Here is a 13,327-nt window from a genome sequence, read left to right as displayed (position 1 = left end):
AACGTTAACGGGAAATGATGATTTAATGGTTAGGAGGTAAATATGGTAGGAATAAAGGATATAGCAATAGAATGTAATGTTTCTGCAACTACCGTATCCAGGGCATTAAATAATAGCAAAGAGATATCTAAAAAAACAAGGGAGTTTATACTAAAGACTTGTGAAGAAAAGGGATACATACCTAATTCAGCGGCTAGAAGTCTTATTCTAAATAAGACTAATATGATTGGACTTTTAATACCAGATATAACTAATCAATATTATGCATATGTGAGTAAAGGGGTTAGTTCGTATTTAGAAAAAATAGGTTATGGACTTGTGCTCTGTAATAGTGATAGGAATAAAGATAATGAAAATAGGTATATTGATTTTTTAGCACAGAAAAGAGTTGATGGGATAATACTTATTCCTGTAAAGCCCAAAGCAAGTGATTATAAAAAAATTATAGCAAATGTTCCTCTAGTAATGGCAGATAATTATGTAAAGGATTTAGAAGTAAGTTATGTGGGTAATGATAATTATGTTGGTGCTAGAAAGATAGTTTCTCATATGTTAAGGCAGGGGTATAGAAAGATTGGAGTAATACTTGGTGATGAATCATCTACTGCAAGTAATGAGAGATTAAAAGGCTATAAAGATATATTAACTGAGAATAATATAGAAGTTAATAATGATATTTTATTAAACAGTAGTGCAAATTTTGAAGATGGGTTTAAACTAGCTGAAATCCTTATAAATAAAAAGGTGGATGCTATTTTTACTATAAATGATTCTGTAGCAATGGGAGTTATGAAGTATGCTCACATGAATAATATTTTAATACCAAAAGATATTGGTATCGCAGGGTATGACGATATTGAGCAAGCGTCAATGTTGACAGTTCCGCTAACAACAGTTCATCAAAAAAAGTTTGAACTTGGCCAAATCGCAGCAAAGATTTTAATCGCAGAGATTAATAATCATAAGACTCTAAAACAAACAATTATATTACAACCTGAGCTTATTATAAGAAAATCGTGTAATGAATAAACTAGAAATAATTAAATCGGTAGTCTAAGTAATAAAATATAAAATTAATATTAGGAGGAATTGTAATGGAAATTAGGTATGCAAGTCATGATGAAGATGCAAAAAGTTATGATACTACGCAATTAAGGAAACATTTTTTAATCGAGGATTTATTTGTGCCAGGTGAAATAAAGATGGTTTATAGCCATATAGATAGAATAATAGTAGCGGGCATAGTGCCAACAAATAAGGCTCTTGTTTTAGAAGGAAGTAAAGCTTTAGGTTGTGATTATTTTCTTCAAAGACGTGAACTTGGAGTAATTAATATCGGTGGAGCTGGAATAGTAACTTTAGATGGTGAAAAACATGAACTAGGAGCTAGAGACGGACTTTATGTTGGACTAGGAATTAAAGAAATTAGTTTTACAAGTGTGGATGCTAAAAATCCAGCTAAATTTTATATGAATAGTGCCACAGCACATAAAAACTATCCTACAGTAGAAATTAGTTTAGAAAAGGCTAATAAAGTCCAAGCTGGCAGTGATGAAGAATGTAATAAAAGAGTAATAAACCAATATGTTCATCCAGCAGTTTGCAAAAGCTGTCAATTAGTTATGGGAATGACAATACTTAATCCAGGTAGTGTATGGAATACAATGCCTTGTCATACTCATGATAGACGTATGGAAGTATATTTATATTTCGATATGGATGCAGATAATGTTGTGTTCCATCTTATGGGAACTCCACAAGAGACTAGACATATTGTTATGAAAAATGAACAAGCAGTTATATCTCCAAGCTGGTCTATACACTCAGGTGTTGGAACAAAAAACTATACTTTCATTTGGGGTATGGTTGGAGAAAATCAGGAATTTACAGATATGGATGCAGTTTTAACTAAAGATATAAAATAACTTAGCAAATACAAGTTAGCAATAAATATTAAAAGTGATACATTGAATTAAATTCATATGTATCACTTTTTTTATTATAAGAATTATTAGACGGTATTTGAATTAGATAGTATAATAAAAGTATTATTATGTAACATTTTATATCTTATACATAAAAATTATTAGTTGTTTTAAAGGAGTTTAAAATGAAATTAAAGAAGGTAACTAGTGAAAGGTCAATAGGAGGAAAGATTTTTAATAATTTTATACTTATTATATTACTAATGAGTATTGGTTTCATTTTTTCTTTGTATGAAAAAAAAATAACTGCTAAGAATTATGATGATTATACAAATATAAATATTAAATTGAGCACACTGTCACTAGAATTTAGTAATAGCTGGGGTTATTTTGATATGTTTATAAAAACAAAGGATGATAGCAATATTCAAAAATATAATGACTCGAATAATAAAATAAAAAATTTATTGATTGAAATTCAACCTTACATTGAAAAAGATGAAAACAGCAGCATTTATTTAAGAAATTTAAATAACATGTATGATATTTATAAGACTGAGTCTTATCATTTAATGAGCAAAGTTATAAATTTAGAAAGATTGGATCCAAGAAGTTATGATAAATTAACTGAAATAAAGACTTTGTTTACTTATATAACTAAACATTCTGAGTCATTATTAGTGTCATATATGCATTATAGTAATAATGAGTATTCTACTTCTGTGAAAAAGTACAATAATACGGAGAGGAGAATTTACATTGCACTAATATTTATTATATTAGTTAGTTTTGTTTTCACTATGATGATAAGCCGAGATTTGAACAATACGATAGGTAAACTTAGGTCTTATGCGGAACTTTTAACGGAGGCAAAATGGGGGATACCAGATCTTAAAGATCAAAAATATGAAGAGTTAAATAGCCTTGCTAAGGCTTTTGATAAGATGAAATATAGTATTCGAGAATTTATTCAAGAATTAAATGAAAAAGCCCAAATTGAAAATAGTTACAATGCAGAGAAACTTAAAAATACGCAGAAGGACAAATTAATTAAAGAAACACAATTGTCAGCATTGCAATCACAGATGGATCCACATTTTCTATTCAACACTTTAAATACTATTGGTAGAGTAGCAATGTTTGAGGATGCAGATCAAACTGTTAAACTAATAGAAGCTACTTCAAAAATATTGAGATACAATTTGGACTGTAAGGATAAGATGGTAGAATTAAAGGAAGAAATTCGTATGGTTAAAGCCTATGTTATTATACAAGAAACTAGGTTTCAAGATCAAATGAGTTTTATATTTAATATCGACGAGACTTTGGATACTGTTAAAGTACCACCAATGCTTATACAACCTATTGTTGAAAATGCAATAATCCATGGACTAAGAGAAAAAGATAAGGGTGGAATAATACATATTACGGTAGTAAAGGATAAAAATAATTTTATTTTTATAAGTATTAATGATAATGGTGTTGGGATGGATAATGAAAAAATTGACATAATACTAAGTGAAGTAAAAAATAAATCGACTGGACTCGGAGTTTTTAATGTAAAAAAAAGGTTAGAGCTCTATTTTAATAGGAGTGATTTATTTAAGATAAAAAGTGAAAGAGGAAAAGGCACACAGGTAATGATTTCTATTCCTATTGATGGGGGTGAAGATATTGATAAAACTTTTAATTGCTGAAGATGAGGCTTTAGAAAGAAAGGCTCTTCGATTTCTGCTAGAAAAATACTTTTCACAAAGTATTGAGGTTGTTGGTGAGGTGAATAACGGGAGAGATGCGGTAGATATTTCACTTTTACTAAAACCCCAAATCATATTAATGGATATTCATATGCCAATAATGGAGGGGCTCGAAGCCTGTAGCATTATTAAAGAAAATTATTCGCAAACTGAATTCATAATACTTACCGCTTTTAATTATTTTGATTATGCGAAGAAGGCAATACATATTGGAGTAAGCGATTACTTATTAAAGCCTTTTTCAAATGATGAATTTGTAAATTCGATAAACAAGGTAATTAGTAAAATTAATACTAAAAATTTAATAGAAAATAAAAACAATCAATTAAAGGAAACTTATAATAAAATTTCTCCTTACGTAGAAAAGCAAATGGTTGAAAGCATAGCTTATGGGGTGACATTAACTGAGGATCAATTTAATGAATATAGAAATATTTTTGAAATTGATAGTTCAAAGTTTTGTTGTTTAGTATTTAATTTAAATGAAAAAAAATTGTTTGATGAGAATAGCATTGTTTTAATAAAAAACAGATTAAACATATTATTTCCAAGAATTATAGGGGGGTTATGTTTAAATGATATTATATTATTTGTTTTTGATGAATCTGTTGGGAGTAAAATCTTAAGTAGAGAATTTAAAAATTTGTTAGATGATTTGCGCTTGGAGTTTAAATCAAACTATGACATAACGGTATCTATAGGTACTTCTGCTGTTAATGATGGACTTAATCAATTATATCTCGCTTATAAAGAAGCTAAGAGATGCTCTGGTAGCGTAGGGATAGATACACAACTCGGTAGTAAATTGCAAACCAATATTAGCACAGTAGGAAGTGTAAATGAAGTTAATAATATTCTAAGTGGAAAAGTAATAAAGGAGGATTTAAATGGAGCAATAATTGAATTGGATACCATTTTAAGCGATTTATTGATTATAGATGGCAGTTCTAATCCTGTGGTTTTAAAAAAAATGCTTTTACATATTATAGATAGTGTTATTGAGGATATAAATAAATTCACGGGAAAAGACTTCAAAGATTTTAGTAAGGATAAAGTCCTTGAAGAACTTATTAACTTGAAAAAAATTTCAGAATTAAAGAATTGTGTAAGTCTAGTACTAAAAGATCTTATAACTTACATATCGAGCTACAAAAGAAGTAAAAATATTGACGTGGTGGAAAAGGTTAAAGAGTATATAGAAAACAATTATATGAATGATGTAAGTTTAGATAATTTAGCTCACTATATATCTATGAGTAGTTTTTATTTAAGTAGAATCTTTTCTAAAGTGGAAGGCACAAATATTAAGGAATATATAATTAAAATTAGAATGGAAAAGGCAAAGAGTATGCTAATAGAAGGAAAGAAATCAGTAAAACAAATTTCCCTTGAGGTTGGATACTTAGATCAAAATTATTTTAGTAAAGCATTTAAGAAATATACTAATATATCGCCTAAGGAGTACTGCAATTTATAACCTTAAAGTTAAAAATCTCAAATATTAAATTGCATAACTTAAATAAATAAGTTAAGATAACTACAAGTAAGTACAATAATTTAAATAGGGAATGGAAACGATTAATAATTGCTATATTCCCCAAATAATAATAAGGAGGAATTGAATATGATAGTAAGAAATGATGATGTTAAACTTGAGGATTTAGGTAAGGGTGTATCTCGCAAGATACTAGCACAAGTAAGCAACATAATGATGGTTGAGGTGAATTTTACAAAAGGTTCAATTGGTGAAATTCATTCACACGTACATGAGCAAATTAGTTATATTTTAAAAGGAAGCTTTGAGTTAAACATCGATGGTAAAAAGGAAATGGTAAAAACTGGTGATACGTATTATATTAAGCCAAATGCTCTACATGGTGTTTTAGCTTTAGAGGATGCAACTATATTAGATGTGTTTACACCTCGTAGAGAAGATTTTCTAAAATAAGTCTAGCATAACATATTCCCTCATCATCATGTATTTTTAACATGATGATGAGGGATTTTTTAATATGACAATCGATTACATACAATCGCAAGTTATTCTTCTAGTAAAGGTTTTCATTAAATAGTATTATAAGAATATAAACAAGAAAGATTCTTAGGGGGGCAAAAATAATGAATAAAAAGAAATTTATCGCAATATTTTCATGTCTTGTACTAACTGTAGGTGTACTAGCTGGTTGTGGAAGTAAAACACCAACTGCTACAAAGGATGCTGGCAAAACAGCAACTAAATCAGTTACTTTAAGATTATCGGATAATCAACCTGCAGGATATCCAACAATAATAGGAGATCAAGCATTTGCTAAAGAAGTAGAAGCTAAAACAAATGGCAGAATAAAAATAAAAGTATTTTTAGGTTCACAACTTGGAGATGAAAAAAGTACTATAGAACAACTACAATTCGGTGGTATTGATGCAATACGTATAGGAGCTGCACCACTAGCTGAGTTTAATAAACAAATAGGTGCTTTAATTCTTCCTTATCTTTATAAGGATAAAGATCAAATGTTTAGAGTTTTAGAAGGACCAGTAGGAGAGAAAATGTTTGCTAGTTTATCAGCAGATAGCAAAATTGTAGGACTTAGTTGGGTAGATTCTGGAGCAAGAAATTTTTATAACACAAAGAAAGATATAAAAACTCCAGCTGACTTAAAAGGTTTAAAGATTAGAGTGCAAGAAAGTAAACCTATGATGGATATGGTTAAGGCATTAGGTGCATCTTCTACTCCAATGGCTTATGGTGATGTATATAGTGCATTACAAACTGGCGTAGTAGATGGAGCAGAAAACAATTGGCCAAGTTATTTATCATCTAATCATTATCAAGTAGCAAAACATATTACTATTGATGAGCATACAAGAGTTCCAGAAATGATAGCATTTAGTAAAATATCATGGGATAAAATATCAGCAGATGATCAAAAAATAGTAAAAGCAGCAGCTATTGTTGGTGCAAATGTTGAACGAGTTGAATGGCTTAAACAGTCTGATGCAGCTCAAGCTACAATAGTTAAAAAAGGTGGAGTTACAATTACTAAACTAACTTCTGATGAGCAAGCATTATTCCAAAAAGCAGTTAAACCTATGTATACTGCACATCCAGAGTGGAAAGAAACAATTGATGCAATACTTGCAACAAAATAATTAAGGTTTAATAATAGGAATCCGCTTTATGAAATATTTTATATAGATAAAGCAGGTTCCTTCACTTTATTAAAATAAAGGAGTGAAATAAAATTGAATATATTTAAGAAGGTATTAAATAAAATAGACAAAGCTATAGAATATATATGTATGGCAACATTAGTAGTTTTAGTTTGTATAGTTTTCTATCAAGTATTTACTAGATATATACTTGGGTTCACCCCTCGTTGGTCCGAGGAAACAGCTGTAATATTAATGATATGGTTAGGATTTATTACAACTGCAATTGGAGTGAAAGAAGGTACACATTTGAGCATTAGTGCTTTAGTTAACTTATTTCCTAAAATAGCACAAAAAGTAATATTTTATTTTGATGAATTAGCTGTAATGCTTTTCGGAATAATTCTATTTATTTATGGTAAGGACTTAACTATGAGTACGATGGGTTCTACACTTCCAGCAACACAACTTCCGTCAGGTGTTTTATATGCAGTGTTACCTGTTGCAGGAATTATGATTGTTTTTTATACAATAATAAGAATTTTAAATTTAATAACAGATAAACAAAATTAGAGTTGGAGGTGGATTATGGATACTAATACAATAGCGATTATTATTTTACTTGGAGTATTCTTCGGATTACTTCTAGTAAAAGTACCAATCACTTTCTCATTAGGATTGTCAGCGGTTACAACAGCTATATTTTTGCAAATTCCATTAATGTCGATTGTGCAGCAAATAGCAAAAGGAATTAGCTCCTTCTCACTAATTACTATTCCTTTCTTTATACTTGCAGGAGAGATTATGGGGCAAGGAGGTATATCGACTCGGCTTGTTAATTTTTCAAGAGTAATAGTCGGAAGAATAAGAGGTGGACTAGCAATGGTTGATGTTCTTGCTTGTTTATTCTTTGGAGGACTTTCTGGTTCATCAGTAGCAGATACAACATCAATTGGATCTATTATGATTCCTATGATGGAAAAAGAAGGTTATGATAAAGACTTTGCAGTTTGTGTAACGGTAGCATCAGCAACTCAAGGAGTACTTGTACCTCCAAGCCATAATCTAATTCTTTTTTCATTAGCAGCTGGAGGAGTATCAATAAGCAGTCTATTCTTAGCTGGTATTGTACCAGGAATTTTCCTTGGATTATCAGTAATGGTATTTAGTTATTTTATGGCCTTAAAAAGAAAATATCCAGTAAGTGCAAAAATACCTTTTAAACAAAAACTATTCATGTTAAAGGATGGTATTCTTGGATTGTTCACAGCAGTAATTATTATGGGTGGTATTATGACAGGTATTTGTACTGCTACAGAATCAGCAGCTCTTGCAACAGTTTATGCCTTTATAATTACATTCTTTGTATATAAAGATGTACCATTATCTAAAATGGGAGATATACTTAGAAAATCATTAAAAACTATATCAATGGTTATGGGACTTATAGCAGCATCAGCAGCTTTTGGTTGGATGATTGCAATGGTTCAATTGCCAGAGCTTGTAACAAATGCATTAATAGCTGTATCAGACAATAGGGTAGTAATATTTTTACTTATAAATCTTATATTACTTGGACTAGGTATGATAATGGACATGGCTCCATTAATTCTTATTGCCACACCAATTTTATTACCAGTAGTAGTGAAGTTTGGTATGGATCCAATCCAGTTTGGAATAATTTTAATGTTAAATCTTGGTATAGGTTTACTTACACCTCCAGTTGGTTCAACATTATTTGTAGGTTGTTCTATAGGAAATATATCTATAGAGAAAGTTACAAAAGCATTATTTCCATTCTATGGTGTAATGATTGCTGTACTATTAGTATTAACTTTTGTTCCAGGATTGTCATTAATGCTTCCTCATATGTTTAGTTAAGTTAGTTTTATAGATAAAATATAAATTAAAACTAAATCCCTATAGTTACTTAAGTTTAAGTAACCATAGGGATTATATGTTTTTTGGAGTATGACCATAATAATTTATAAATATGTGAATGAATTAGTAACTTTATAAGCTCGCATAGAATTTAAGAGTGATAAGGATTATACTGTAGTAAAATAGTATTGATTAATGAAAAATATAAAAATAATAAACTATATGGAGGTAATTAAATGTCATATTTGCTTAAGTCTTTAGAAAATTGTAAGTTAACATTAAACAATAGATTGGTTATGCCACCAATGGCTACGTCGAAATCAGACCAGAATGGAAAGGTAAGTAAAGATATATTAGATTATTATGATGAAAAATCTCGAGGTGGATATATATCCCTTATTATTATTGAACATAGTTTTATAACACTCGCAGGAAAGGCTAGCGAAAGACAACTTTCCATTGCGGAGGATTGTACAATTGAAAGTCTACAAGAATTATCTAACATTATTCATAAAAATGGATCTAAAACAGTAATGCAAATTAATCATGCTGGAAGTTCAACAAATAAAGAAATTACAGGGCTTAATCCAGTAGGTCCATCAGCTATTATAAATCCAAATTCAAGTATTGTACCAGATGAACTTTCAATAAAGGAAATTAAAAATATAATCTTAGAATTTAAAAATGCTGCAAGGCGTGTTAAGGAAGCTGGATTTGATGGTGTAGAGATTCATTCTGCACATGGATATCTTCTAAACCAATTTTTCTCTCCTTTAACTAACAAGAGAAATGACGAATATGGGGGAGATTTACTAGGTAGAATTAAAATTCATTTAGATATTATTAAAGCAGTACGTGATGTTGTTGGGGATGATTTCCCAATTCTTCTAAGACTCGGTGCTAGCGATAATATGGATGGCGGTATTACAATTGAAGATAGCAAAATTGCGGCGGTAGCTTTTGAGAAGGCCGGTGTAGATATTCTTGATATTTCCGGAGGTTTTTGTAGATTTATTATTCCAGGTAATACTAGTCAAGGGTATTTTTCACCGTTATCGCAATCTATAAAGGAAGTTGTATCTATTCCAGTTATACTTACTGGTGGAATTACAAAGGTAGAAGCTGCAGAAAGTCTTTTATCTTCTAGAAAAGCTGATCTTATTGGTGTAGCTAGGGCTATATATAAGGATTCTAAGTGGGCCCAAAAGGCTATAGAAAGCTTTAAATAGAAATTTTAAAACAAACAAATTAGTCTCTCGTATATAAATAACGGTTATTTAAGCTAAATTATGGTATAATGTAAGGTGAATAGAAATCGTGCATGTATGGATATAATAAACGAGGAACTTTTATTTGTATGTTTCCTGGATGCTTAAGAAGGAAGGAAAATAAAGATGATAATGCTTCAGAAAATATATAAACTTTGTGAATGTTTTGAAAAACAAGATAGAAAAACAGGTATTATGAAATTAATAAATAAGGGCTATAGTGAGAGTACCTCAATTAAATATTATAATATATGGAGAAGGCATTATATGGATTCGAATTGTAAAGATCTTATGGTTTCAGGCATTTACATAGAAACTCGCAGAGAAAGAAAACTTCTAGAAGAGTGCACATTTTTGGAACGTCAAAGATATCTTGAAGCACTAAGTAAAGAGCAACTTATTAAAATAACACAAGCAGTTCTTAAATAATATAAAAGAATATCTATGAAACATTAAAACTAAATAATTCTTAAAATAGACTAAGATATGGTCACTATAGTAACTTAAAAATCAAGTTACTATGGTGATTAATTTATACCTTAAAATATAACAAAAAAATTCTATAATATGGTAATAGTTTGATAGAAAAGGGAGGATTATATACATGGATGTAGAAAAATTAACGGTAAAGGTTCAACAATCATTAAATGAGGCTCAATCATTAGCGGTAAAAAACAACCATCAACAGGTAGATACGATTCATTTATTTGCAGCACTCATAGCTCAAGAGGATGGACTCATTCCTAATATATTTAGTAAAATGGGAGTGGATATAACTAGTTTAAATAATGATATTAAAAATGAACTTGGTAAGATGCCAAAAGTTACAGGGAGCGGTGCTGATAGTGGCTCTGTATATGCTACACGAAGACTTGATGAGGTTTTTGTACGTGCTGAAGATGAAGCTAAAAAATTTAAAGATTCATTTATAAGTGTTGAGCATGTGATGCTTGGACTTATGGATGTAAAAACTAAAGAGATAGTAGATATATTAAAAAAATTCAATATAACTAAAGATGCTTTTTTAAGTGTGCTCTCTAGCGTTCGTGGAAATCAAAGAGTAGATAATGTTGATCCAGAAGGTACTTATGAGGCATTAGTGAAATATGGATCAAATCTTGTGGAGCAGGCAAAAAAGCATAAATTAGATCCAGTAATCGGACGTGATGAGGAAATCAGGAGGGTTATAAGAATACTTTCTAGAAGAACTAAAAATAATCCAGTACTTATAGGAGAACCTGGAGTTGGTAAAACTGCTATAGTTGAGGGTCTTGCTCAAAGAATTGTAAAGGGAGATGTACCAGAAGGTCTTAAGAATAAGATAATATTTTCTTTAGACATGGGAGCTCTTATTGCTGGTGCTAAATTTAAAGGTGAGTTTGAAGAAAGACTCAAAGCAGTTCTTAAAGAAGTAGAAACTAGTGAAGGAAAAATAATTTTATTTATAGATGAAATTCATAATATTGTTGGAGCGGGTAAATCAGAGGGTTCTATGGATGCTGGAAACATGATAAAACCATTACTTGCAAGAGGAAGTCTTCATTGTATTGGAGCAACTACTTTTGATGAATACAGAAAGTATCTAGAAAAAGATAAGGCTCTAGAGAGAAGGTTTCAACCAGTAACAATAGAAGAACCTACGGTTGAAGATTCTGTATCAATACTTAGAGGGCTTAAAGAGAAATTTGAAATATACCACGGCATAAGGATTCATGATTCAGCGATTGTTGCAGCAGCAAAACTATCAGACAGATATATAACAGCAAGATTTTTACCAGATAAGGCAATTGATCTTATAGATGAGGCTTGCGCTATGATAAGAACTGATATTGATAGCATGCCAACTGAAATGGATATGATTAAACGTAAGGTATTTCAATTAGAAATTGAGAAAAAGGCATTATCTAAAGAAAAGGATGATGCATCAAAGAAAAGACTTATAACCCTTGAGAAAGAGTTAAGTAATTTAAAAGATAAAGACAATGAAATGACGGCAAAATATGAAAAAGAAAAATCTAAGATAGTTGAAATTAGAAATTTAAAAGCAGAGTTAGATGTTTCTAGAGGTGATATAGAAAAATCTGAAAGAGAGTATGATTTAAATAAGGTAGCAGAACTTAAATATGGAGTAATTCCAAAATTAGAAGCCCAGATAAAAGAGAAAGAAGCAGACATTCATCAAAATAATGAAACTGCTATGCTTAAAGAAGAGGTAACAGAAAAGGAAATAGCACAAATAGTATCAAAGTGGACGGGTATACCTGTAACAAATCTCGAAGAAGGTGAAAGAGAAAAACTCCTAAGACTTGAAGATGATTTAACAAAGAGAGTAATTGGTCAAAAGGAAGCTGTAACTGCTGTTTCAAATGCGGTAATAAGGGCAAGAGCAGGCCTCAAAGATCCTAAAAGACCTATTGGTTCATTCATATTTCTTGGACCTACGGGTGTTGGAAAAACTCAGCTTGCTAAAACACTAGCCGAAATTCTATTTGAGAGTAGTGATAATATAATAAGAATAGATATGTCAGAGTATATGGAAAAATATTCTGTATCAAGACTTATAGGAGCTCCACCAGGTTATGTAGGTTACGAGGAGGGTGGTCAGCTTACTGAAGCTGTTAGGCGTAAACCTTATAGTGTAGTATTGTTTGATGAAATAGAAAAAGCTCACGAAGATGTGTTTAATATATTTCTTCAGATATTAGACGATGGACGATTAACTGATAATCAAGGCAAGATAGTTAATTTTAAAAACTGTATAATAATCATGACTTCAAATATTGGAAGCAACTATCTCTTAGAAAATAAAGAGAGTGGCGGAATCGAGAAAAGTATTCGTGATAGGGTTATGAACGAGCTCAAGTCTAAATTTAAACCAGAATTTCTAAATAGGTTGGATGATATCATATTATTTAAACCTTTAGAAACAAAGGAAATAGAAGGAATAGTTGATATATTCCTTGCAGATATTCAAAATAGGCTTAAGGATAAGAATATAACTATGAAAGTAACTACAGCTGCTAAAAAACTTATGGCAGATGAAGGGTATGATCCAGTTTATGGAGCACGTCCACTAAAGAGATATATTGAAAATGTTTTGGAAACTTCTATTTCGAAAAAGATTATTAAGGGAGATATAAATGATGGTTCCGTCATTGGTGTAGATGCCAAAGATGATCAAATTGTTATAGAAAAAATAAGTAACTCAATAAAATAATATCCTGATTACTATGTAAGTATAAATCAGAAAGAAAGCCTCAATCTTTAGAAAATATTAAAAATGAAGATTGAGGCATTTTTTATACTTAAAATAGCTCTCTATTGTAAACTAAAATAATAAATACAG

11 protein-coding genes are annotated in these 13,327 nt (G+C 30.3%); all 11 read left to right on the top strand.

Features of this window, described 5'->3' with window-relative positions; all coding sequences use genetic code 11:
- Positions 1 to 42: 42 nt before the first annotated feature.
- The 11 genes from LL038_RS11630 (at position 43) to clpB (ending at position 13,198) form a co-directional block, all read left to right on the top strand.
- Positions 43 to 1,029, top strand: coding sequence for a LacI family DNA-binding transcriptional regulator (locus tag LL038_RS11630; protein ID WP_216120434.1), 987 nt, complete (start codon positions 43 to 45; stop codon positions 1,027 to 1,029).
- A 65-nt stretch (positions 1,030 to 1,094) separates the two neighbouring features.
- The gene (kduI, locus tag LL038_RS11625) at positions 1,095 to 1,925 is read left to right on the top strand and encodes a 5-dehydro-4-deoxy-D-glucuronate isomerase (RefSeq protein WP_216120436.1); all 831 of its coding nucleotides are present in this window, start codon (positions 1,095 to 1,097) and stop codon (positions 1,923 to 1,925) included.
- 185 nt (positions 1,926 to 2,110) lie between these two features.
- Positions 2,111 to 3,622: a sensor histidine kinase gene (locus LL038_RS11620; RefSeq protein ID WP_216120438.1), complete on the top strand. Its 1,512-nt coding sequence runs from the start codon at positions 2,111 to 2,113 to the stop codon at positions 3,620 to 3,622.
- Complete coding sequence (locus LL038_RS11615) at positions 3,600 to 5,159, top strand: response regulator (protein ID WP_216120439.1); 1,560 nt, start codon at positions 3,600 to 3,602, stop codon at positions 5,157 to 5,159. Before LL038_RS11620 ends, LL038_RS11615 begins: the two co-directional genes overlap by 23 nt.
- 147 nt (positions 5,160 to 5,306) lie before the next feature.
- Positions 5,307 to 5,630: a cupin domain-containing protein gene (locus LL038_RS11610; RefSeq protein ID WP_216120441.1), complete on the top strand. Its 324-nt coding sequence runs from the start codon at positions 5,307 to 5,309 to the stop codon at positions 5,628 to 5,630.
- A gap of 170 nt (positions 5,631 to 5,800) precedes the next feature.
- A complete protein-coding gene (locus LL038_RS11605) occupies positions 5,801 to 6,832 on the top strand; it encodes a TRAP transporter substrate-binding protein (RefSeq protein ID WP_216120443.1) in 1,032 nt (343 codons plus the stop codon).
- A gap of 93 nt (positions 6,833 to 6,925) precedes the next feature.
- A complete protein-coding gene (locus tag LL038_RS11600) occupies positions 6,926 to 7,405 on the top strand; it encodes a TRAP transporter small permease (protein WP_216120445.1) in 480 nt (159 codons plus the stop codon).
- Between the two features lie 15 nt (positions 7,406 to 7,420).
- Positions 7,421 to 8,713: a TRAP transporter large permease gene (locus LL038_RS11595; RefSeq protein ID WP_216120447.1), complete on the top strand. Its 1,293-nt coding sequence runs from the start codon at positions 7,421 to 7,423 to the stop codon at positions 8,711 to 8,713.
- A gap of 236 nt (positions 8,714 to 8,949) precedes the next feature.
- Positions 8,950 to 9,942 (top strand): NADH:flavin oxidoreductase, encoded by a 993-nt coding sequence (locus tag LL038_RS11590; protein ID WP_216120448.1) that lies wholly within the window; start codon positions 8,950 to 8,952, stop codon positions 9,940 to 9,942.
- A gap of 165 nt (positions 9,943 to 10,107) precedes the next feature.
- Positions 10,108 to 10,410, top strand: a complete 303-nt coding sequence (locus LL038_RS11585; protein ID WP_216120450.1) for a hypothetical protein — start codon at positions 10,108 to 10,110, stop codon at positions 10,408 to 10,410.
- Positions 10,411 to 10,585: 175 nt separating this feature from the next.
- Positions 10,586 to 13,198, top strand: coding sequence for an ATP-dependent chaperone ClpB (clpB, locus tag LL038_RS11580; RefSeq protein ID WP_216120452.1), 2,613 nt, complete (start codon positions 10,586 to 10,588; stop codon positions 13,196 to 13,198).
- Positions 13,199 to 13,327: the final 129 nt, after the last annotated feature.

The sequence above is a fragment of the Clostridium estertheticum genome (assembly GCF_026650985.1).
GTDB classification, from domain to species: domain Bacteria; phylum Bacillota; class Clostridia; order Clostridiales; family Clostridiaceae; genus Clostridium_AD; species Clostridium_AD estertheticum_C.
This window is presented reverse-complemented; position numbering and strand designations above follow the sequence as displayed.